Genomic DNA, 21175 nt, shown 5'->3' with positions numbered 1-21175 from the left:
TATTTATCGTTGTAACCTTATTTATAGGATAATAACGTTAATTATCTATTCGGAAATTAATTTATGTGTGAATTACTGGCAATGAGTGCGAACGTCCCCACTGACATTTGCTTTAGCTTTAGTGGTTTAATGCAGCGTGGTGGAAATACTGGGCCGCATAAGGATGGTTGGGGCATTACTTTTTATGAGGGTAAAGGCTGTCGAAGTTTTAAAGACCCTTTACCAAGTTCACAATCACCGATTGCCGAGTTAGTCACCAATTATCCAATAAAAAGTGAAGCGGTTATTTGTCATATTCGACAAGCAAACTCTGGCGGTATTTCTTTGGAGAATACTCATCCTTTTACCCGTCAAATGTGGGGAAGAAATTGGACTTATGCACATAATGGACAATTGAAGAATGTCCAGGTTGAACTGCCTGTTAAATTACACATTCCTGTTGGGGCTACCGACAGCGAACACGCGTTCTGTTGGATCTTAGACCAACTTCATTTTAAGTTTGCGGATAAAGAACCAGCAGCAACGGTACTCTTTAAATTTATCGCCGAGTTGAGTGTCAAAATAAATGCGCTGGGTGTATTTAATGTCAATATCACCAATGGCCAGTATTTATTTGCTTATTGTGCAAATAACCTACATTGGATAACACGTAGAGCGCCGTTTGGTAAAGCCAGTTTGATTGATGCTGAAGTAGTTATTAATTTCACCGAAGAAACCACAGAAAATGATGTAGTTACGGTTATCGCCACTCAGCCATTAACGGATAATGAAACTTGGCACAAAATGACCAAAGGGCAGTGGCACTTATTTTGTCTGGGTGAGTCTATTGCTTCAGGGCAAGAAGTGTTGAAGGTTGAATATTAATGTTCTTCAAGTGAAGTCAATTGTGCATCAAACTGTTCAACATCAGATTTTATTTGTTGTATTTTAACCAACAAGTAATTTAACTCTGGAGCGAACCAAGCGTAGGTGATTTTTTTCTTTTCAATGACTTCTCTTTTTAATCTAACCGCTTTTATCATACCAAAAGGCAGCATTAATTCATCTTCACCATCATACTGGTAAACATAATTTTTAACTTTACCCGAATGATTCATCACCGGATACACAAAAAGTTTTTGCTCAGGATTTTTAATTAAATTTAAACGATTCTGCAAGTGATAGCTGAGTGAGTCTTGAATATTGACAGGAAAATCAATATTAACCTCTGAATTGTCTTTGAGGTTCTTCGCAATATTATTCTGAATATTGAACTGCCAAGCATATTCTTTATCAGGTCCGGTGCCGTCTCGTTGGAAATTATATTGCTGAGGTGTCACCTTATGGTGATCGAGTTTAACGAGTGATACTTCTTGACGGTTATCTGAAAATATTAACCATTCAATATCTGTTTTATAACTATATTTAGCTTGTTCAGGTGTTAAGTATTCTAACGTTCTTGTCGCACTACCTAAAATATCAGCAGAACGTATCAAATTATATTTAGCAGTAAAAGGCTGAATAACATGTTGCTCTGCTTGAGTGGTTTTTGCTTCATTGGCGAAAACTAAACTACTCTGTGAGGCTAATACTAGAGCAATACAACATAATTTATTCAGCATTTAATTACCTATCATTTAATATTTTATTTATTCACTCGCATAGCCAGAAGCAGGGAGCGCTTTACCTTCAAAAAGTACAGTATCATTGTGCATAGAAATGCGCTGATTACAACACCATTTTACCACTAAGGGATAAATTCTATGTTCCTGTTCGTGAACTCTTAGCGCAAGTTCCTCAGCGGTATCACCGGCAAAAATAGGTACTTTCGCTTGTAATATTACTGGGCCACCATCAAGTTCTTCTGTAACATAATGTACACTAACACCATGGTCAGTATCACCGGCATCAATCGCCCGTTGATGGGTATGTAGACCTTGATACTTAGGTAATAAAGAGGGATGAATATTGATTAACTTACCTTGGTAGTGTTGCACAAACTCAGGTGTTAATATTCTCATAAAACCAGCCAGAACAACAACATCAGCTTGGTATAAATCAATTTGCTTGATCAACGCTTGGTCGTAAATTTCTCTACTGCTAAAATCTTTATGAGAAAGTACGCAATGGGCTATGCCAGCGTTTTTAGCGCGAGTTAAGCCGAATACATCGGCTTTATTTGAAATAACCCCAACCACTTTTCCTGGATAATCTGCAGCTTTACAGGCGTCTATAATCGCCTGTAAATTAGTGCCGCCACCAGAGATTAGCACAACAATATTGCTGGTTAAATTATTGTCTTGCATGTTACTTGATGGCATAGAATTAACCTTTATTAATCACAACTTGTTCAGCGCCTGCTTGCATATCAGCGATTTCACCAATGTGCCATGCATTCTCACCGTGAGCCGATAAAATTTCAATACTTTTTGCAAGGTCAGCAGCAGGTACAACAATGATCATCCCAACACCGCAGTTGAAGGTACGGTACATTTCGTGGGTAGTAATGTTGCCATTATCTTGCAACCAGTTAAAGATCGCTGGCCACTCCCAGCTGTTACCGTCAATAATGGCTTGAGCGCTTTCTGGTAATACACGAGGAATATTTTCCCAAAAACCACCGCCAGTGATATGTGATAAGGCATGGATGTCAACTTGCTTATGTAATTCTAAAACAGATTTAACATAAATTTTAGTCGGCTCAATTAAATGATCACCGATTGACTTACCATTTAATAATTCGTTGGTATCAGTCTTATTAACTTCTAATACTTTACGAATTAATGAAAAGCCGTTTGAATGCGCGCCAGAAGAAGCTAAAGCGATTAATTGGTCGCCTGATGCTACTTTTGTACCGTCAATTAAACGGGATTTTTCAGCGATACCGACACAAAAACCAGCGATGTCGTAATCACCCTTGTGATACATACCTGGCATTTCAGCGGTTTCGCCGCCAACTAAAGCACAGTTTGATAATACACAACCATCAGCAATACCAGCAACAACTGCCGAAGCAACATCTACATCAAGTTTGTCTGTCGCGTAATAATCTAAAAAGAACAAAGGTTCAGCGCCTTGAACGATTAAATCATTGACACACATAGCCACTAAATCAATACCTACGGTATCGTGCTTGTTTAAATCAATTGCTAAGCGTAGTTTTGTACCTACGCCATCTGTTCCCGCAACCATTACAGGTTCTTTATAACCGGTTGGTAATTGGCATACTGAGCCAAAACCACCTAAGCCACTCATCACTTCAGGACGAGTTGTACGTTTTACTGCACCTTTAATGTTTTCTACTAGGGCGTTACCTGCATCTATATCAACGCCAGCATCTTTATAGCTTAGAGACTGTTTTTGTTCGCTCACGGGGGAAACCTCAATTAATTAGCATAAGAACTTTAATGGCGCATTCTACCAGCGCAATGGCGTGGTGAAAATCTTTATAATAAATTATTTTTTATTAGTGTTTAAAATGATTAACACTATGATAAGATCTTATACATAAAAATAATCAACTTAAAAAATATGCTTAGATATCTTATTGTATTAGTTGTTGTTTTAAGTAATTTCTTTGCTTCAATGACCGCTTTGGCTGTTGAAGTTAAAAACTTATACAACGCAAAGGTTATCGTTAACTCACAAACCGACTCAGAGCGAAAGCTCGCCTTGCAACAAGCAATGAGCGCGGTGGTGCTTAAAGTGGGGGGACAACAAGCGCTGTTGTCCAACTCAACCATAAAAAGTGGCCTTAGAAATGTCAGTGGCTATGTTGTAAAATACCGTTATCAACGTAATGCTGAGCAGACTGAGCTTTTAGTTACTTTTGACGAAAGCAAAATTAATCAGTTGTTTGAAGATGCCAACGCCCCAATTTGGGGAAGTTTACGGCCACAAATTTTATTGTGGCTCGTTGAAGAGAATGGTTTACGCCGTACGACTATTTCTAATGCAAGCCACTCGTCTTTTTCCAATAATGCAACACTACAAGTGAGTTACAATTTACCTAATAGTGTCGAAAAATTTTCAGCGTTAAGGGGCTTACCTATTTTAATGCCCTTAATGGACTTAACCGATGTAAATACCATCTCTACTTTTGATGTTTGGGGACGCTTTGCCAAACAAGTACAAATGGCATCACTGCGCTATAATCCAGAATCTATAATAATTATTCGTTTATCAAACAGTAGTTTATTACCTCAACAAGAAAGTGATGAACAGGTTGATGATTGTTTTTTATGCCAAAAAGAACGTCAACAATACGCACTAGACTGGAGTTTTATCGCCGATGCCCAAGACTACAATCGCGATACAATCACCGGACAAATCTTTGGTGAAATCAGCTACGGTGACGCTCCTGACAAGTTATTAAAAACTGCGCTTTCTCTTATTAGTGATATAATTTATCAAAAATATGCTTTAAATAGTGATATTGATAACAATTATATTATTGATGTTGCCAATATATCATCACTAAAAAGCTTTATTGAATTAGAGCGATTCCTTGAACAATTATCATCAGTTAAATCGGTAAAATTACTCAGCGCTTCGGGGAAAAATCGCCGCTTTGAATTGGTTTTAAAGAGTTCAGGACAAGCCTTTCTCGCTTCATTAAAGCTGAATAAGCAATTAGACCTTTTTGATGACCCGCTTGCCGAAAAAGTGGTCGGTGCTGTCCCTGTTTTTTATTGGAAACCCTAGTGAAAGTCACTTCTCAATTAACCTTGTCAGTTCAATTACCCGATGATGAAACGTTTTCAAGTTTCCAAAGTATTGCTAATTATTCGGCAACTGAGCAGTTAAAGTCGTTTATTAAAGCCAGTCAACATTCGGTAGAGTCTGCGCACGTCAATAGTTTTTACTTATTCGGCTTGTCAGGTGTTGGTAAATCACATTTACTTCATGCCAGTTGTACTTTTGCTGAGAAATTAGGTCTATCATCCGTTTGTTTATCTTTTTCTGAATTAAAACAGTTGTCGGTTGAAGTACTTGATGGTTTAGAAAATATTGATTTGATTTGCTTAGATGATGTGCAATTAATTGCTGGGGACAAGCTTTGGCAACAAGCGGTCTTTGATTTATTTAACCGTGTTATTGAGCATAATAAACGCTTGATTATTACTGGAGATCAAAGTGTTTCACAATTGAAACTTGGCTTAGCCGATTTAGTCTCTCGATTATCTTGGGGAATGACAGAGCAAATCAAACCCCTAGATGATGAAGAAAAGTTAATCGCCTTAAAATTTAGAGCGCAACAACGAGGTTTATTATTAAGTGATGAAGTGGCTAAATACTTACTGAGTCACTTATCACGTGAAATGAGTCACTTGATCTTAGCTTTAGCCGAGCTTGACGAAGCATCAATAAGAGAACAACGAAAAATCACCATCCCATTTATTAAAGCTATTTTATTTTAAAGGGCTGGGCTTTTCATAAAACTCATACTGAATAAAGCGTCTATCTTTGGGTTGAGCAGAAACGTTTTGCAATCCTGCTTGCTCTTTGTTAACGGGGCTTATATTTAAGTTATTAGCCCAACTTTCACCAGCGTTCATCATGATTGGACTCGGTAAATTATTTACTAAGTTTTCAATGTCACTTACTTCCGGCAATATATGACTTACGGCATATAATACTCGAGGTTTAATATTTTCATCGCCAATACGGCCGCGCTGTCCCCAATTAACGATATAATTTTCATTCGCAATTTTAGGGGCGTTAGTTATAGCGACATCTCGATTAATATCAAAGCGAGTTTTCATCATAAAACCATCAAAAAGCATAGCGTAATCTTCGCGAATACTTGAGTAATTATAAAACTGAGGCGCAGCTTCGCCACTAAAAAACGTTTTAATATCGCTGGGTTGATAAGCGTTTTGTGTTTTTGATGCGTCAACCCCCTGAAAACGTACCTGAGCTAAGGCGTACATTTCCTCACCCAGTAAGGGAAGGGTGTTGTTTAGCTGATCAGATTTAAAGCCACTATTATCTGCTATCTGTTGTGCGGCTGATAATATTGTTTGGTCTCTGTTTAAAGCTGACCAACTAGTGCTTGGGAAAATATCGTTGGCATGGGCAAGTTCGTGGTACATCAAAGACGTTAAACTGTATAAAACATCGCTAGGTTGGCGAGTAACCCTGTCATTTTCAGATATAAAAGTAGTGGTGTAATTATTATTTTTTACATAACGCCAAGGCATGGCAAAATTAAGATCTCCACCAAAGGACGCTCTATAGTCAGGTGCTTGATTTATGGTATCTCGCTCATCAGGGGTCATCCAAAAATAATTAGCATCCAAGTGAATAGCGCCACTGACCACCCAGTAATAAGAGGGTCTGATGTCATAAGAAATTACAATGGCAGTATTTGCTCTTAGTAAGTTTTTGAAATCATTGTAGGGGTCGTAATTTTCAAGAAATTCTCGAAATCTTTCTCCCATCCAATAATGAGAAACGATCACTCGGTCCATTATGTCATCAACCGTTGGTGTGGTCGTATCATGTGCAATTAATGGTAAGGTATTAAATGCACATGTTCGCGCAAAGTTAATTTTATTACTATAAACACAATCGACGAGTACATCGGCATAAGACGAGTTTGCAACAAAGGGGAATACCCGTGCTAAACGCTCAGTATAAGCGGTATTATCTGAAGTTGGGACAGGTTCAGCATTTTCAATAAGTACCGCTACTTTGTCAGAATAGCTCCCTGAGGATACGGTGAATTCTACTACCGTATCCCTAGTAACTTCCGGCGCATTAAAGAATACTGCATAATCACCCTGGGTATTTTCAGCCGTAAAATTGACCTCTGGACCGGCAGTTTGTTGCCAAACTAAACTATCGCTTAAAAGCTTATTTGTTAACGAAGCGCGCAATGACACTTTACTACCTTCTAGAGCAGCATGACCCAGACGCGCAGAAATCTCTCCTTGTTCATTGGTTACACTAAGAGAGTGGTTAAGTGACTCTCTGCTACCATCTTCTAGTGTAAATGAAACATTAAAACTATATGCGCCTGCGGTGTTAGGTGTGAAAGCGATAACCTTGCTGGTGTAGGCTAAAAACACCACGGGCTCGCCAGCCGTCTGCGTCCAAATAATGTCAGTCACCTTACTCGAGGGAGCGAGTAAAACTAATTCGATCGCCTGAGCAATTTTCACTTCATCGTCGACGGTGATAATTTTAGTGACCTCACCATTATTGTTACAAGCAAATAAAATAGGTATTAGCAGTAATATATGCAGAATATTTTTCATTTTCAGCCCTTAACTATAATGGTGGTTACGTTATAAAATTCTTATTGAAGCGTTACGCTTTATCTTTAGCCTTTCTAATACTCAAGCCTAGTTCTTGACCTCTATATTTCGCGTAATAACTGCCACCAATAAACATCATTGTGGCAAATATAAGCTCTAATGATGCCCAAACTACATCTGCTGGAGATACCCACAGCGTGGTTAAACTGTGTAGGAAATAAATCATAACGACAAAGCTCGACCAAGCATAGGTATAAGGATTACCTGCCAGTAATCCTTTTAGAGGAAATAACAGTGGTACTGTGAATAAGCATAAGCTTAATATCGGCGACAAACCTTGTGAAGGGTTTAAATAGATTAGCCAAAGCGGCATAAAAAATAATAAAGAAAAATAGCCAATTAAGGTTATTTTTTTAAATGTTGAAGTTGAAAATCTTTGTGGCTTGGTCATGAAAGGTATCCTGTTGGTTAGCAAATTGTTTCACTAACTTGTTGAATTAAATTTTAAATTGAAATTAAAAGAGTGTTAAAACGTTTTCAGGAGGTCGGCCAATGATAGCTTTCGTTTGCGTAGTAACAATTGGTCGCTCAATAAGTTTTGGGGTGTTCACCATAGCTTCAATGAGTTGCTTGTCGGTTGCTTGAGCTAATGCTTGTTCTTTAAATTCACTTTCTTTAGTGCGCATCATTTGAATAGGGGAAACATTTAAACGTGATAAAAGTGACTGGATAGTGCTTTCATCCAGTGGTTTTTTTAAATATTCTACAATGCAAACCTCTTGGTTGTTTTCTTCAATCAACGCCAAGGTTTGGCGGCTTTTAGAACAGCGAGGGTTATGATAAATCGTTAACATGGTTAGATCTCAATGGGTGCTAAAATTAAATAATTTTACGGGTTAATCGATAGAATAGGCCGTTATAGCACCTATTCTAAACGCTTCTGTAATATGGATTATAGTCTTTTAAGTTTTTGTTCTTGATCTTGAAATTGCAATATTCGTGCTTTGATACGTTTTTCGACTAACGGTTGATTATCTGTAAAATTGTAGCCTGTTTGCAATTCGTCGACCGCGCGAGAGTATGCACCTAAAAGTGCAAAGATTTCGCCTTTTGTCGCATGCATCAGTGCTTTTTTATCTTGTTTTTCATAGACAGTCGTTAATATATCATAAGCGATAAAATTACCTGGTTTAACTAACAGGTAGTCTTGTAAAAGCACTTCAGCTTCTGAATATTGACTGTTTTCAACGAGAGCGTTGGCAAAGTTTAAGGTAACAACTTGGTTATTTGGCATCAATAAATTAAGGGCACTGAGCATAGTCAGCGCTTTATTTACTTCTTTTGTTTTAATATAAACATCGGTTAGTGCATCTGCATAGAATAGATTGTTTTTATCTTCAATGAGCAATCTTTCAAGTATTTTTTTAGCCGCTTGATACTCTTTATTTTCAAATAATGATAAAGCTAAGCCATAGTCAACAGCGGCTCTATAAGTGTAGTTTTGTTTTTTTATACTATCTTCAAAAGTTGCAATGTTTTCCAGGGCCGTTGATTCGTAACGCGCTTGAATACGCGCTTTTGCGAGCGCAAAGTTTAAACTAGGAGCTGAAGGACGACTTTCTAAACCATGAGCACGGACACGCGCTTCGGCAATGCGAGATTCAGGCACCGGATGAGTTAATAGCATTGCTGGTGGCTTTGAAGTATAACGATATTTCACTGCCATTTTTCCAAAAAAATCGGGGGCACCTTGCGGATCAAAACCGCTTTGTGCGAGTAGGGCAATGCCAACACGGTCGGCTTCTTGCTCATTGCCACGGGTAAAATTAATACTTGATTGTTTTGACGCCGCCATTGTTGTGGTTAATGCAGCCATACCAACAGATGGGTTAACTAATGCCAGTAATACCCCTGAAATTAATGCTGCAGTGGCTAGTGGTTGATTTCTACTTTGAGCCTCAAGCCTTCGGGCCAAGTGACGCTGGGTTACATGAGATATTTCATGACCGATTACTGAGGCTAGTTCGCTCTCTGTATCAGCGAGGGTAATTAAGCCACTATGAATACCAACATGGCCCCCAAAAAAGGCAAAGGCATTGATTTCTTTATTTCTAATGATAAAAAATTCGAAGCTGTAATTAACATCTTGGGCATTCTTGACTAAACGGTTGCCTAAATCGTTAATATATTCGATTAAAACAGGGTCATTGACCAACGGCTGAGAAGCGCGAATATGACGCATCATTGCGTTACCTATCTGGCGTTCTTTATCAACAGATAGAACGCTAAATCCAGCCGTGCCAATTTCAGGAAGTTTGTTTTTATTATTTTCTTGGGAAAAGCCGTATGGGCTAGCAACTAATGTTGTTAATGCGCAGGTAAATAATAATGATTTTATTTTAAGCTTATGTTTATAAGGCAAATTAATTATTCCGTATTTATATCCGGTGTATCAAGTAAATCAGCTATCGTGAAATTTGGTTTTCCTCGATATAACTCTTTACAAAAATCTGCAATGGAATAACCCACTACATCGACTATTTCAAATGATTGGCTCAGTTGAGCTATTAGCTCTTGCACACGTTTATGTGAGTACTTTATTAACGCTAAATCTGCTGGATCACCACTTTTAAAAGTAAAAACGATAAAGGAAATTAAACTACTGATCCTAAATAGCATTTGCATGTTTTCGGGTGACCATTGCACAAATGGACATAAGGCACTTTGTGATAATGGTGTATAGAGTCGTTCACCTTTGACTATCGGATAACAGTGAAGTTCATAATTTTGTTCATCATAGCAATGGCGTAAGGCTATTTTTGGCTTTTGGGTAACGTTAATAGTGCCATCGTTATCAGCCGTCGCCTCTAAAAAGGCATAGTTCCAATTACGTTTATCAAATAATTGTTTATAGGCACTATCAAAACCATGCGTTAAAATCCCGTCCATATCACTAATTGAAGATGCCGCCATATGATAGATAGCAGGTACATCACCCCAATTAAGTTTCTTTTTATGAGCAGTAATTTCTTTTAAACTAGCTGTTATCGGTAACTCTTTCATTTCACCTCAGTACTTATTTGCCAACAAATCAAAATAAATAATACAATAACATTGTAATCAATTGTCGCAAATTAGATAATCAAACAAAAGGTTTGTTTACTGTTATTGGTGACAATTATTGTTATCTGATGATTTTTTAAGTGGTATGTAGTGATGATCTATGAATATGATGCCAGTTCGGAAAAATGTCCTGTGCCATTAGTACAATTGCGATTATTGTTAAAAAAAATGTCGAATGCTGATTTTTGTTTACTGAGAATATCTGACCAAGGCTCTATCAAGGATATTCCTAAACTATTAACGAAACAAGGTTACCACTATAAAGAGTCTTGGCTTGAAAAAGACACCCTTGAACTTTTTATTAGTAAAGCCCCTCAACCCCTTTCATCCAACAGGTAAGTTATATAAATGGTTTCATTATTTTCTCAATGGTATAAACGTAAGTTTTCTGATCCAAACGCAGTAACTTTAATGGTTATTCTTTTGTGTGCCTTTCTTTTTGTCTTTTTATTTAATAACTTACTTATGCCGGTCTTTGTTGCTATTGCGATCGCTTTTTTATTAGATTTACCTGTCCATCGTCTAGTCCGTCTTGGCTTATCAAGAACATTTGCCGTGGGTATCGTTGTAGCGGGGTTTATCGGCATTTCTTTAGTCGGTATTCTTGGGCTAATGCCGGTTATTTGGCAACAAAGTAGTAATTTATTACAAGAAGTACCGCAAATGGTGTCTCAGGGACAAACCTATTTGTTGACGCTTCCCGAGTTGTATCCTGATTTAATTAATGCCGGACAAATAGAAACATTAATTTCTGCCGTCAATGATAAGTTAATTGAATGGGGACAAGTTGCCTTAAAAGCGTCTCTTAATTCTATTTCTGATATTGTTGCTTTGATGATTTACTTAATTTTAGTGCCGTTAATGGTGTTCTTCTTTCTAAAAGATAAAAAAGTATTAATTTCAAATTTTACCTCATTTCTTCCTAAAGAACGTTTAATGGCGACGAAAGTAGGCGATGAGATGTATCAACAAATTATGAATTATATTCGTGGTAAGGTGATTGAAATCCTTATTGTTGGTGCTGCATCGACCATAGCCTTTATCGTCCTCGGCCTAAATTATGCGGTATTACTTGGTGTTTTAGTGGGGTTGTCGGTACTTGTGCCATATGTAGGCGCTACTATCGTCACTTTTCCTGTCTTGTTGGTGGCTTTATTTCAATTTGGCACAGGTAGCGAATTCGGTTATGTAATGATAGCTTACGGTATTATTCAAGCTATTGATGGCAATATTATTGTGCCATTATTATTTTCAGAGGCGGTAAATCTCCATCCAGTAACGATTATTGTTGCTGTTATTTTATTTGGCGGCATGTGGGGTTTCTGGGGAATATTCTTTGCTATTCCCCTAGCAACTTTAGTTAAGGCCGTTTTAAATGCTTGGCCATCAAATAGTGACTTTCCTGAACAGGGTACCGCTTAAAGAGGTGCTCTAAGGTAAACTTTACCCTGAGTCTTTTTGATACTGCTCGATAATTTCTTCAATGGTCGTGATACCAAACATAACTTTATTGATAAAAGATTCAGCACTGTGGATTAAGTTAAAATTAGGATGTTGTGACCAAATAGTCTGTAGTTTATCGTCAAGAATGATAGCCGCTTTTTCTGATTCATTGCGAATGGGATTATTACTTTTGATACTTTCACCTGATTTTGCTGCACTTTCAAAAAAAATGACCGCATCGTAACGTGCCAACTCATCAGCAAGCGTGGTATCCATCGCTTGGAAAAACTCATCATCATTGCCTGGCCAATAAGCTAGGCCGTCTAAAGAGCCTCGGTCACATAAAATAATACTGTGCTCAAAAGTCGCTCGCTGAATATCTTCTAAATTTTTTTGTAAATTAAAAATAGCAGTTTGTTGTATTTTTAGTACATGATTATTATTTGAACGAGCAATGCCGCCACTGAAAATCATCGTTGCTGCTTCGGGGACGGTCGCTATTTTCCCTGAAAATTCACGGCGAATAAGATCAACGGCTGTGGTTTTACCGCCACCAGGGCCGCCAGTAAGTACGATACGTTTTTTTACATGAGTAATATTCATCAGCATTTATTATAAGGATATTTTCATTACTGTAGCTTGCGTTAAAATAGGCTTCAAGCTTAATTGTAAATATCGCCAAATAACTCTACTTGGGTCAAGTAAATGCGTAAATCTAGTTCTACTTGGTGATAATCTGCTTGCATATGCTGACAAAGTTTATAGAAATTTTTGTTATGATCTTTTTCTTTTAAATGGGCAAGTTCGTGAACAACGATCATTTGCAAAAATGTTTCGGGCGTTTTTTTAAATAAAGCGCCAATGCGTATTTCATTTTTACTTTTGAGCTTACTACCTTGCACCCTTGATACATAAGTGTGCAAGCCTAATGCGTTATTAATAACATGAATTTTATCGTCGTACTTTATCTGGCTTAATGGTTCAGACTTCTTTAAGTACTGATTTTTAATATCTATTACATAGCTGCGCAGGGCTTTATCGTTATATATTTGATGGGTAACAGGGTATTTTGCCAACAAATAGGCAGATAACTTCTTGGCCGTTATCATTGCTTGTACTTTATGTTGAATATCTAAAGAATAGGCTGAAAGGTATTTTAAAGGAGCAGGCATTATAGCATTCTATTTATGCGGCTAGCCTAAAACAAATAAGCTAACCGTTACGGTTAATTTTTAGTCGTTAGTGTTTAAAACGTCTAAAACAACTTCATGGTGGTTTTTTGTCTTGAATTTATTAAATACGTGGCTAATTTTGCCATCTAAGCCAATTAAAAAACTTAAACGATGGATGCCGTCGTATTCTTTTCCCATGAACTTCTTTAATCCCCATACGCCAAAGGCGTCAGCAACACTGTGATCAACATCTGACAATAACGTGAAGTTTAATGCATCGCGCAGACAAAACTTAACTAACTTCTTCGGTTCGTCGGGACTAATGCCAAAGACTATTGTATTTAATTGTTCAAGTTCGCTTTTACTGTCTCTTAGGCCTTGTGCTTGCACAGTACACCCTGGGGTCATGGCTTTAGGGTAGAAATAGACCAGTACTTGTTTTTTACCAATATAATCAGCTAAAGCGACTTTATCGCTATTTTCATCAAGTAAAGTAAATAGTGGTGCGGTTTCGCCAACAGTTATTGTTTTCATGGGTATCCTGCTTGTATGTAGTTTATATAAGGTTTGAATTCACTTTTTTAATGCAGCCTTGCACATCAACTTGTTCGCATAGTTCAAAGTAATCGCTTTCTAGCTGTGCAATACTTGTGTCTTCGGTTAAGGCTATTAAAATGGTCGCGCGCATTTGATTAGTGACGGGGTCAATTTCTGATTTTAACGATGATAAGTCAATATTGCGGGTGGCAAAAAATGCGGTCACCGCTTTTAATAAACCAGGTTGGTCGATACCGGCATAATCAACTTGATAATGATGGGTGAACTCTCTTTTTTTATAACCAGAGGTTCTTTTCATCATGGTGGTTAATTCAAGCTTGACTGCCACGGCAGGTAACTTATTTTCAATTTGATTAATCGCTTTCGCACTACCATTTAATAACATAATCAAAGAAAACTCTAGGCCAAATATCGCCATTCTACTGTCAATAATATTACAGCCGCATTTACTCGCCAGCTTAGTGAGCTCACTTACACTTCCTGTTCTGTCTGCGCCCATTGCTGTGAGTACTAAATATTGAGACATAGTTAGCCTAAGTAGTTTAAAAAAGTGGCTATTGTAACGTATTTAAAGCAGATAAAAACCGCTATTAAAGCGAGAATATATTTATTTGTTATTTTTCGAGTTGAATTCTTGTGTTTGTAAAAACAGCCAAGTACCATGGTGCCCATTAATTTGTCTGATAGTATACTTGTATATGCTGATCAATAAAATCTATAGATAATATTGGAACTTAATACAGATAATTTACTCAAAGAGCAGATTAAAGTTTTCGTTGTCTACATTTAATCTACATTTAATGGTTTCAAAGTTAACTTTTATGGTCAGTTCAATATAAGAACCAACTTTTAAAGATTCAGATTGTATCCTCAGGAGTGTTAATGAATCGTCGTATATTTTATTTTTCCTTGTTAAGTCTTGCAGTAACAGGTTGTGGCAGTGTTAATAACAAAAGCGCTATGGGCGATTTTGAATACGCCAAAGTTAAAGAAGCTAAACAAATAGGTGTTCCTACAGGTTTGAATAAGCCTGAAGTTAATGCAAAGTTTTTTATCTCAGACGCCATCAATAATAAAGGGCCAATTGGCCAAGATGTTGATGTTAGAGCGCCTTCATTGGTTCTTCCTGTCGCTTCATCTTCACGTGTTGTTCCAGGTACAATGAACGCTAAGATTTGGTTTGACCAAATATTAGAAGATACCGATTTGAAAGACTTCATCACTGAAGCACTGCGTGAGCAACTCGCGAGTGATGGTGTAGAGTTAACGGCTATCGGTACTGATGATAATGTATTTGAGTCGGCTTGGTACCATGAAGAAGACGTTTCTGGTTATTGGTTATTTAAAACGGTAGATAGCAGTGAGAGCATGCGCTTTAACTATCAGTTTGAAAGTAAACCTCATGGTCGAAGTGTCGCTTTAAGTGTTAAATTAATTGATTACATGCGTACCGACAAGAACGGCGCAAGTAAAACAATGGACATCATTGACAAACAACGCGCAGAAATGGCGATGCTTAATGAGGTTGTTGCTCAGGTTGATTTTAAATATCGATTGCAGCAACGTGAAAACCGTTTAATGCGAGCTAATCAAAAATTTGTCACTATTGGTGAAAACGCTCAAGCAGAGCCAGCATATATTGCTGAAATTGATATTGAAATGCTTTGGTCAAATATGCCATTGTTTTTTACAGATTATGGCTTTGAGATAACAGATCTTAATGAAAGTAAGAAAATATACTTTGTTGATTTTGCGAAGCCTGAAAATAGCTTATGGTCAGTTATATGGGGAGATGACGTTCCTGTTATTGATCTTGACCAAGCTAAGTACCAATTTGTACTTAACGACGAACAAGGTAAAACCTCGGTAACTATCTATGATGCTGATGGTAATCCTTTACCCGTTGAAGTACTAGAACGTATTTTTCCAGTAATGGAAAGAGGCTTATCTTTTAGAGATGCTTTTTAACTTGCTTTAATCGTGCTTATTTAAAATAAAACGCCGCTAAATTTTTTAGCGGCGTTTTTTTTACAAGTCAATTATCTACAGTGTATCTTAATGGTATTTGAAATTATAAAGGTAGTTGTTCAAGTCAGTCTTTATCAAGACTTAATCTTTCTTAAAATAGACTGCTTGGCTATTTCATCGATTTAAATGGCTATTTCGCTTTTTTTCTTTTGACTCTATCGGTTCAGCTGAAACGATAGTTGGCATTTTATGGGCTTTGTTATGACTGCGCGGCAGTGTTTCTTCTAAATCATTTAAGCCTTGCTTTCGTAAAGGTGTATTAGCATTTTGTTGAACAACACTAAAATTACCAATTATTAAGGCGAAAGCTGCAATAATAATAACGATGACTAACCAATTATCCATAGTGAATACTCCCAACATTTTGAATATATTGCTGATAAATAGTTGATAGGTTCTGAAGAATCTCTTTTTTCCCCAAGATATCTGAGCTTAAAAGAACCGAATTAAGCAGGTTCTCAGTTAATAACCTTTCTCCATGTTGCGCTATTGGCCAATAAGATAAATGCCAAGGCTCTATAGCGACTCCACCGCGAAATTTATCGTAAGGAAAGTAAAAGCCAAAGCGACTAGCATGTTGAGTTAGCCATTGGTTTAATGGATAAAAAGGCCCCCCAACAGCAAACTCCCATGGTTCTAACTGTAGCTTTTCATCGTCAGCTAATAAATTTTTAGCATAGATATCGATATCGCATCCCCAATGATGTCGACTTGCCCCAGGAAGTGCCGAAAAGTATAAAATAGCCTGAACAATTTCTTGCTCTGTTATTTTATTAATATCTAGGGTTGCCCCTTGCATATCTTTAATCGCGAGCTGACCTGAAAACTTTCGGTTCCAAATAGTTAATTGTCGAGTGAAGTCTCTATAACCACTGGCAATTTTCAGTTCAAAGCCAGCCAACTTTGCTTCATCAGACATAGCTTGCCATGCAGTTAACGCTTGGCGATGAATTCCTGTCTGGTCATCTAACCAAGTAATATGGCTATTGTCGTGGCCAGTTAATTGTCTGTTAGTTAATATTTCAATCATTAAAGTTAAGCTGTGGTTGTTGGGTCAGTGAGTGCATTAACCAGTGTATGGTAATAAATATCAGTAAGTAAAATTAAATCATTACAGCTAACACTCTCGTTGACTTGATGAATAGTGGCATTGCACGGCCCAAGTTCAATCACTTGTGCACCCGTAGGGGCAATAAAACGGCCATCTGAAGTGCCACCAGATGTTGATAATTCAGCATCAATATTGGTGACTGTCTTTATAGCTTTTACCGCAGAGTCAAGCAAAGCGCCAGGTTCAGTAATAAACGGCTTACCATTAAATGTCCATTTAATTTCATAGGTTAATTGATGTTTAATAAGGACAGCATCAATTTTATCGATAATATTTTGAAAATTTAATTCGGTACTAAAACGTAAATTAAACCATGCGGTTAAATGACCAGGTACAACATTAGTTGCGCCAGTACCCGATTCGATGTTTGATAACTGAAAACTTGTTTTAGGAAAATAAGCATTACCGTTATCCCAGTGCATTTGACTAAGTTCGGCTAAAGCAGGCATAGCTAGATGGATAGGGTTTTTTACATGATCAGGGTAGGCAACATGGCCTTGTTTACCGTGAATGATTAGTTCACCAGAGATAGAGCCCCGGCGACCATTTTTAACGATATCACCGACCCTATCTGAGCTGGTTGGCTCACCAACAATACAATAGTTGATTTTCTCATGACGAGCTTCAAGGGTATCGATAACACGGGTGGTGCCATTGATAAAAGGCCCTTCTTCATCACTGGTAATAAGGTAAGCTATTGAGCCCTTATGGTCGGGATGATCATTTACAAAGCGTGCTGTAGCAATGAGCATTGCGGCTAAACTGCCTTTCATATCTGCAGCACCGCGCCCGTACAACATGCCATCAATAATGGTTGGCTCAAAAGGGGGAGTATGCCAAAGCGCTAAGTTACCTGCGGGAACAACATCAGTGTGACCGGCAAAGCAAAATACTGGCTCAGTTGTGCCGCGTCTCGACCATAGATTGGTCGTATCTTCGAAAACCATAGTTTCATTGTTAAATCCCAAAACGCCTAGACGCTCTGACATCATTTTTTGACAACCAAAATCTTCAGGGGTTACTGACGGGCGGGCAATTAAATCTTTCGCTAACATGATAACGTCATGTTCTGCCTTTAATTTACTCATGATAAAAATAGTGCTTGATATACAGGCTCTTTAAAACCCACTTCAAAGGCGTTGTTGTGAGCGATTAAAGGTCTTTTGAGTAAGGTCGGTTGAGCCAAAACTGCTTGGAAAATAACATCATCAGTTAAATTGCTCTTAATCGCTTCGGGTAGGTTTCTAAAAGTGGTACTACGTTTATTGAGTAAAACTTCCCAAGAGCTGTTGCTGACAAATTCATTGAGTAACTCAGGCGTTAATGGTTGTTTCTTAAAATCAAAAAAAGTGTACTCAATATCTTGCTTATCAAGCCATTTCGTTGCTTTTTTAACCGTGTCGCAATTATTTATGCCGTAAATAGTGGTCATGAACATCCCTTAAACTAAATTATTTGGTAATCGTTAGATATCAATGCAGTGGTTGCAAGAGATACATTATTTGATTTTACTAAAATATAATCAGTATCAAAAGTAGATATAGCAAAAATACTGATTTTTTCTTTGGCTAAAATTGTTGATATTTTCGATAAAATACCCGTTAGCGTAAAATCCAATGGGCCGACAACTTCAAGTGCTTGCCAGTCTTTTTCAACCTCATCACTCACAATGTTGATACTTTGAGGTAATACAATGGATGTTTCTTCATAGGTTTTTGCAATAAAAAAAATTGGCGCATCAAACACAGCTTTTGGTATTTCGATATCGCTGGCTAAACTATGAATAGCAAACGTTTCTTCAAGTAATTTGAGGGTAAGAGTGCTCATTGAACGTGACCATTAGGAAAAAGGTCACTATAGCGTTTACTGGCTAATTGTTAAAGCAAGGATAGTTATCTTAAACAGATTAAGTATCGTCAATGCCTTGCTTTAGCAATGAACAGCAGATATTAATAAGATAAAGCAAGTTTACTTGATCTTGTCTCGCGACTCCCCATCGCTTGATAATAGATAAATAATATGATGTTTATTTAGATTTTATTGTATTTTATGGCAATAATAACTTGTTATTTATAAAAACAGCATCAAACGTGGAAAAGTTAATGTATTCTTGCTGGTTAACCTGTTAAATCCTCATCAATAGTTATTAATGATATCCACAAAAGCTGTGGGTATCATTGTGGGTAACTATTGCTTTAATGGTTATCTTTATGTTTTTAAAGGTTAATTTTAGCTGGTTGTTTTTTGTCTAGTGGCTAAAAATTGATTGAATTATAAATAGTTATTAAAATAGTCAACTGTATATAAAAGCAGTCTCAAGCCAATAAAAATATAAGCTAAAAGGTTAATAAACTAACCTTTTAGCTGAGTAAACTATACTTTTGCTTGAATGGCTGTTAAGGCAATTGTATAGACGATATCATCGACTAAAGCACCACGGGAAAGGTCGTTAACCGGTTTTCGCATGCCTTGTAACATTGGCCCAATACTGACTAAGTGTGCAGAACGTTGTACCGCTTTGTAGGTGGTATTACCGGTATTTAAATCAGGAAAAATGAAGACATTGGCTTTACCCGCAACAGGGCTGTTAGGCGCTTTTTTCTTGGCAACATTTTCCATAATGGCGGCATCATATTGCAGCGGTCCATCGATGATCAAATCAGGTCGTTTTGCTTGCGCGAGTTTGGTTGCTTTTGCTACTTTTTCTACATCGGCACCAACCCCCGAACTGCCAGTGCTGTAACTTATCATGGCTACCTTAGGGTCAATGCCAAACTTTATTGCTGAGTCGGCAGATTGTATCGCTATCTCAGAGAGTTGTTCCGCAGTTGGCTCAGGGTTTATTGCACAATCACCATATACTAGAACTTGCTCAGGTAATAACATAAAGAAAACAGATGAAACTAATGAACTTCCTTCAGCCGTTTTAATTAATTGCAGGGCAGGGCGAATCGTATTTGCAGTGGTATTAATAGCTCCAGAGACTAAACCGTCCACTTCACCGAGTTGCAACATCATTGTTGCTAAGACCACGTTGTCTTGTAGTTCTTGTTTTGCGACCACTTCGGTTAATCCTTTATGTTTTCTCAACTCAACTAAAGGAGCAATGTAGTGGTCTCGAATTAAGTTGGGGTCGGTAATTAATAGTCCTTCTGGTAATTGAATACCTTGTTGCTCTGCAATCAATAAAATACTTTCTTTATCGCCCAGTAACTGACAACGAGCAATGCCACGTTCAACACATATTGCAGCAGCCTTAATGGTTCTGATATCTGTGCCTTCTGGCAAAACAATGAGTTTATTTGCACTACGAGCAAGTTCTGTGAGCTTATGCCTAAATGCTGGTGGAGACATTTGGCTACTTTGTGCTACATTTTCAGACAGTTGCTGTAACCAATTCGCAGACAAGTTATCAGCGATATATTCTCTTACTTTTTCATGACGTTGAATATCATCTGCAGGGGTTTCTGGGTTGTAGTTCATTAAATGACGAGACGTTTGCCAAGTATCCCAAGGCACAGAAAGCACCGGTAGGCCAGCGTCTAAAGCTTGTTGACAAAGTGTCATCACTTGTTCGTTGGGTTTATAGCCGTTAGTCAATAATAATGCGCCCACTTTTGTACCATTTAAAGCCGATAAACAGGTGGCGATAATAATGTCGGTTCTGTCTCCAGGAGTAACAATTAATCGACTTGGTTGTAAATGGCTCATTAAATTGCCAACGCTGCGTGCACAAAAACTAATACTGCGGATACGGCGATGCGACATATCACCTGCATTTAATACTTCAGCATTGAGATAATTGCAAATATCCATGACCCGTGGCGCGATTAAGTCCATTTCCCATAAGACAGTACCTAACAAGTCAAAATGACGATTTTTAAATATCGATAAATTAATTAGCGTAGCAAGATCGAACTCACTATTAAAATCACTTTCACGAGGCAGTAATCCATACTCATCTTTGTCGGGACTATTAATCTTATTAATAATACAACCAATAAGGCGTTTGTTTTTTATTCCGCCAAAAGTTTCCGCACTAACTTCTAAACGGTCCTCAAACTCTTCAGCGCTATCGTTATCGGGCGCTGCCACCAAGACAATATCTGCTGACAGGGCTTGAGCAACATCTCGGTTGATTCTGCCCGCGTAAGGTTGGCGTGTCGTTGGTATCAGTCCTTCAATAATCACCACATCATGTTGTTTTTCAAATTGATTGAAATCTCCAACAATCTTTTCTAAAACAATATTATGCTTGCCATCGCCCATTTGTTGTTCAACATAAGCTAATGATACCGAAGTCCCTAAATTTGGAGTATTGAGCTTACTTTGAACCGTATTATTTTTGTGAGCTAATAAACGACGAGCGGGTTGACTTATTGGTTTAAAATGGCCGACATTTATACCTTTTTGCTGACACGCATGAAGTAAGCCTTGCACAACACTGCTAAGTCCAACGCCAAAACCTACTGGGATCAACATGATTCTATGTGACATGA

24 protein-coding genes are annotated in these 21175 nt (G+C 37.7%); 6 read left to right on the top strand and 18 right to left on the bottom strand.

All coding sequences use genetic code 11. The features are described 5' to 3' along the window. The first annotated feature begins 63 nt into the window (after positions 1-63). Positions 64-864: a class II glutamine amidotransferase gene (locus tag H4J70_RS14200; RefSeq protein WP_182216129.1), complete on the top strand. Its 801-nt coding sequence runs from the start codon at positions 64-66 to the stop codon at positions 862-864. On the opposite strand, the gene H4J70_RS14195 is transcribed toward H4J70_RS14200, so the two are convergent. The 3 genes from H4J70_RS14195 to purM are packed head-to-tail and all read right to left on the bottom strand — an operon-like array spanning position 861 to position 3351. Further along, positions 861-1601: a DUF3108 domain-containing protein gene (locus H4J70_RS14195; protein ID WP_182216127.1), complete on the bottom strand. Its 741-nt coding sequence runs from the start codon at positions 1599-1601 to the stop codon at positions 861-863. The two genes, H4J70_RS14200 and H4J70_RS14195, sit on opposite strands and share 4 nt — an antisense overlap. A gap of 27 nt (positions 1602-1628) precedes the next feature. After that, entirely contained in the window at positions 1629-2300 is a 672-nt protein-coding gene (purN, locus tag H4J70_RS14190) for a phosphoribosylglycinamide formyltransferase (RefSeq protein ID WP_259364965.1), read from the bottom strand. 4 nt (positions 2301-2304) lie between these two features. Beyond that, positions 2305-3351, bottom strand: a complete 1047-nt coding sequence (purM, locus tag H4J70_RS14185) for a phosphoribosylformylglycinamidine cyclo-ligase (RefSeq protein WP_070373894.1) — start codon at positions 3349-3351, stop codon at positions 2305-2307. Positions 3352-3510: 159 nt separating this feature from the next. Between purM and H4J70_RS14180 the strand changes: the two genes are divergently transcribed. Both H4J70_RS14180 and hda read left to right on the top strand, forming a co-directional pair. Continuing rightward, positions 3511-4683 carry a DUF2066 domain-containing protein gene (locus H4J70_RS14180; protein ID WP_182230792.1) on the top strand — a complete coding sequence of 391 codons (1173 nt, stop codon included), beginning with the start codon at positions 3511-3513 and terminating at the stop codon, positions 4681-4683. Continuing rightward, complete coding sequence (gene hda, locus H4J70_RS14175) at positions 4683-5399, top strand: DnaA regulatory inactivator Hda (RefSeq protein ID WP_182169642.1); 717 nt, start codon at positions 4683-4685, stop codon at positions 5397-5399. The genes H4J70_RS14180 and hda overlap by 1 nt, the downstream gene beginning before the upstream one ends. On the opposite strand, the gene H4J70_RS14170 is transcribed toward hda, so the two are convergent. From H4J70_RS14170 to H4J70_RS14150, 5 genes are all read right to left on the bottom strand, one after another. After that, entirely contained in the window at positions 5391-7241 is a 1851-nt protein-coding gene (locus H4J70_RS14170) for a hypothetical protein (RefSeq protein ID WP_182251305.1), read from the bottom strand. The two genes, hda and H4J70_RS14170, sit on opposite strands and share 9 nt — an antisense overlap. Before the next feature lie 52 nt (positions 7242-7293). After that, positions 7294-7692, bottom strand: a complete 399-nt coding sequence (locus tag H4J70_RS14165) for a DUF2069 domain-containing protein (protein ID WP_182216121.1) — start codon at positions 7690-7692, stop codon at positions 7294-7296. A 64-nt stretch (positions 7693-7756) separates the two neighbouring features. After that, positions 7757-8095: an arsenate reductase (glutaredoxin) gene (arsC, locus tag H4J70_RS14160; RefSeq protein WP_070373889.1), complete on the bottom strand. Its 339-nt coding sequence runs from the start codon at positions 8093-8095 to the stop codon at positions 7757-7759. A gap of 98 nt (positions 8096-8193) precedes the next feature. Beyond that, positions 8194-9663 (bottom strand): M48 family metalloprotease, encoded by a 1470-nt coding sequence (locus H4J70_RS14155; protein WP_259367738.1) that lies wholly within the window; start codon positions 9661-9663, stop codon positions 8194-8196. Between the two features lie 5 nt (positions 9664-9668). Beyond that, positions 9669-10304 carry a hypothetical protein gene (locus H4J70_RS14150; protein ID WP_182216119.1) on the bottom strand — a complete coding sequence of 212 codons (636 nt, stop codon included), beginning with the start codon at positions 10302-10304 and terminating at the stop codon, positions 9669-9671. 153 nt (positions 10305-10457) lie between these two features. Between H4J70_RS14150 and H4J70_RS14145 the strand changes: the two genes are divergently transcribed. Both H4J70_RS14145 and H4J70_RS14140 read left to right on the top strand, forming a co-directional pair. Further along, positions 10458-10703: a sulfurtransferase TusA family protein gene (locus tag H4J70_RS14145; RefSeq protein ID WP_182216117.1), complete on the top strand. Its 246-nt coding sequence runs from the start codon at positions 10458-10460 to the stop codon at positions 10701-10703. A 9-nt stretch (positions 10704-10712) separates the two neighbouring features. Then, the gene (locus H4J70_RS14140; RefSeq protein ID WP_182216115.1) at positions 10713-11786 is read left to right on the top strand and encodes an AI-2E family transporter; all 1074 of its coding nucleotides are present in this window, start codon (positions 10713-10715) and stop codon (positions 11784-11786) included. Between the two features lie 21 nt (positions 11787-11807). Here H4J70_RS14140 and H4J70_RS14135 read toward each other — a convergent pair whose 3' ends face one another. Genes H4J70_RS14135 through H4J70_RS14120 form a run of 4 tightly spaced genes read right to left on the bottom strand, consistent with a single transcriptional unit; the run spans position 11808 to position 14063 of the window. Next, positions 11808-12410: an AAA family ATPase gene (locus H4J70_RS14135; protein WP_182216113.1), complete on the bottom strand. Its 603-nt coding sequence runs from the start codon at positions 12408-12410 to the stop codon at positions 11808-11810. Positions 12411-12469: 59 nt separating this feature from the next. Next, entirely contained in the window at positions 12470-12979 is a 510-nt protein-coding gene (locus H4J70_RS14130; protein WP_182251304.1) for a YgjP-like metallopeptidase domain-containing protein, read from the bottom strand. A 60-nt stretch (positions 12980-13039) separates the two neighbouring features. Beyond that, a complete protein-coding gene (gene bcp / locus H4J70_RS14125; RefSeq protein ID WP_182222244.1) occupies positions 13040-13513 on the bottom strand; it encodes a thioredoxin-dependent thiol peroxidase in 474 nt (157 codons plus the stop codon). A 22-nt stretch (positions 13514-13535) separates the two neighbouring features. Beyond that, a complete protein-coding gene (locus tag H4J70_RS14120; RefSeq protein ID WP_182222245.1) occupies positions 13536-14063 on the bottom strand; it encodes a glycine cleavage system protein R in 528 nt (175 codons plus the stop codon). Positions 14064-14419: 356 nt separating this feature from the next. Here H4J70_RS14120 and bamC point away from each other — a divergent pair, with 356 nt between their 5' ends. Next, on the top strand, positions 14420-15505 hold the full coding sequence (gene bamC / locus H4J70_RS14115; RefSeq protein ID WP_182215752.1) for an outer membrane protein assembly factor BamC: 1086 nt from the start codon (positions 14420-14422) through the stop codon (positions 15503-15505). Positions 15506-15679: 174 nt separating this feature from the next. Here the strand turns inward: bamC and H4J70_RS14110 are convergent, their stop codons facing one another. The 6 genes from H4J70_RS14110 to pta all read right to left on the bottom strand — a co-directional run bounded on the left by H4J70_RS14110 (position 15680) and on the right by pta (position 21173). Next, complete coding sequence (locus tag H4J70_RS14110) at positions 15680-15910, bottom strand: hypothetical protein (RefSeq protein ID WP_182215754.1); 231 nt, start codon at positions 15908-15910, stop codon at positions 15680-15682. After that, positions 15903-16595: a M15 family metallopeptidase gene (locus H4J70_RS14105; protein WP_182222246.1), complete on the bottom strand. Its 693-nt coding sequence runs from the start codon at positions 16593-16595 to the stop codon at positions 15903-15905. The genes H4J70_RS14110 and H4J70_RS14105 overlap by 8 nt, the downstream gene beginning before the upstream one ends. Before the next feature lie 5 nt (positions 16596-16600). Beyond that, a complete protein-coding gene (gene dapE, locus H4J70_RS14100) occupies positions 16601-17764 on the bottom strand; it encodes a succinyl-diaminopimelate desuccinylase (protein ID WP_182215757.1) in 1164 nt (387 codons plus the stop codon). Further along, positions 17761-18108, bottom strand: a complete 348-nt coding sequence (locus H4J70_RS14095; RefSeq protein ID WP_182215759.1) for an arsenate reductase — start codon at positions 18106-18108, stop codon at positions 17761-17763. The genes dapE and H4J70_RS14095 overlap by 4 nt, the downstream gene beginning before the upstream one ends. A 14-nt stretch (positions 18109-18122) precedes the next feature. Then, positions 18123-18503 carry an ACT domain-containing protein gene (locus H4J70_RS14090; RefSeq protein WP_182215761.1) on the bottom strand — a complete coding sequence of 127 codons (381 nt, stop codon included), beginning with the start codon at positions 18501-18503 and terminating at the stop codon, positions 18123-18125. 546 nt (positions 18504-19049) lie between these two features. Next, positions 19050-21173: a phosphate acetyltransferase gene (pta, locus tag H4J70_RS14085; RefSeq protein WP_182222249.1), complete on the bottom strand. Its 2124-nt coding sequence runs from the start codon at positions 21171-21173 to the stop codon at positions 19050-19052. Positions 21174-21175: the final 2 nt, after the last annotated feature.

The sequence above is a fragment of the Colwellia sp. BRX8-9 genome (assembly GCF_014077245.1).
Classification (GTDB): domain Bacteria; phylum Pseudomonadota; class Gammaproteobacteria; order Enterobacterales; family Alteromonadaceae; genus Colwellia_A.
Note: the sequence above shows the minus strand (reverse complement) of the source record. Positions and strands in the feature narration are given on the sequence as shown.

What these genes read in the sequence shown, in the direction of transcription:
- H4J70_RS14200 (WP_182216129.1), top strand. Translation starts at nt 64, where the DNA reads ATGTGTGAATTACTGGCAATGAGTGCGAACGTCCCCACTGACATTTGC.
- H4J70_RS14195 (WP_182216127.1), bottom strand. Translation starts at nt 1,601, where the DNA reads ATGCTGAATAAATTATGTTGTATTGCTCTAGTATTAGCCTCACAGAGT.
- purN (WP_259364965.1), bottom strand. Translation starts at nt 2,300, where the DNA reads ATGCCATCAAGTAACATGCAAGACAATAATTTAACCAGCAATATTGTT.
- H4J70_RS14180 (WP_182230792.1), top strand. Translation starts at nt 3,511, where the DNA reads ATGCTTAGATATCTTATTGTATTAGTTGTTGTTTTAAGTAATTTCTTT.
- H4J70_RS14170 (WP_182251305.1), bottom strand. Translation starts at nt 7,241, where the DNA reads ATGAAAAATATTCTGCATATATTACTGCTAATACCTATTTTATTTGCT.
- H4J70_RS14165 (WP_182216121.1), bottom strand. Translation starts at nt 7,692, where the DNA reads ATGACCAAGCCACAAAGATTTTCAACTTCAACATTTAAAAAAATAACC.
- arsC (WP_070373889.1), bottom strand. Translation starts at nt 8,095, where the DNA reads ATGTTAACGATTTATCATAACCCTCGCTGTTCTAAAAGCCGCCAAACC.
- H4J70_RS14150 (WP_182216119.1), bottom strand. Translation starts at nt 10,304, where the DNA reads ATGAAAGAGTTACCGATAACAGCTAGTTTAAAAGAAATTACTGCTCAT.
- H4J70_RS14145 (WP_182216117.1), top strand. Translation starts at nt 10,458, where the DNA reads ATGATCTATGAATATGATGCCAGTTCGGAAAAATGTCCTGTGCCATTA.
- H4J70_RS14140 (WP_182216115.1), top strand. Translation starts at nt 10,713, where the DNA reads ATGGTTTCATTATTTTCTCAATGGTATAAACGTAAGTTTTCTGATCCA.
- H4J70_RS14135 (WP_182216113.1), bottom strand. Translation starts at nt 12,410, where the DNA reads ATGAATATTACTCATGTAAAAAAACGTATCGTACTTACTGGCGGCCCT.
- H4J70_RS14130 (WP_182251304.1), bottom strand. Translation starts at nt 12,979, where the DNA reads ATGCCTGCTCCTTTAAAATACCTTTCAGCCTATTCTTTAGATATTCAA.
- bcp (WP_182222244.1), bottom strand. Translation starts at nt 13,513, where the DNA reads ATGAAAACAATAACTGTTGGCGAAACCGCACCACTATTTACTTTACTT.
- H4J70_RS14120 (WP_182222245.1), bottom strand. Translation starts at nt 14,063, where the DNA reads ATGTCTCAATATTTAGTACTCACAGCAATGGGCGCAGACAGAACAGGA.
- bamC (WP_182215752.1), top strand. Translation starts at nt 14,420, where the DNA reads ATGAATCGTCGTATATTTTATTTTTCCTTGTTAAGTCTTGCAGTAACA.
- H4J70_RS14110 (WP_182215754.1), bottom strand. Translation starts at nt 15,910, where the DNA reads ATGGATAATTGGTTAGTCATCGTTATTATTATTGCAGCTTTCGCCTTA.
- H4J70_RS14105 (WP_182222246.1), bottom strand. Translation starts at nt 16,595, where the DNA reads ATGATTGAAATATTAACTAACAGACAATTAACTGGCCACGACAATAGC.
- dapE (WP_182215757.1), bottom strand. Translation starts at nt 17,764, where the DNA reads ATGAGTAAATTAAAGGCAGAACATGACGTTATCATGTTAGCGAAAGAT.
- H4J70_RS14095 (WP_182215759.1), bottom strand. Translation starts at nt 18,108, where the DNA reads ATGACCACTATTTACGGCATAAATAATTGCGACACGGTTAAAAAAGCA.
- H4J70_RS14090 (WP_182215761.1), bottom strand. Translation starts at nt 18,503, where the DNA reads ATGAGCACTCTTACCCTCAAATTACTTGAAGAAACGTTTGCTATTCAT.
- pta (WP_182222249.1), bottom strand. Translation starts at nt 21,173, where the DNA reads ATGTCACATAGAATCATGTTGATCCCAGTAGGTTTTGGCGTTGGACTT.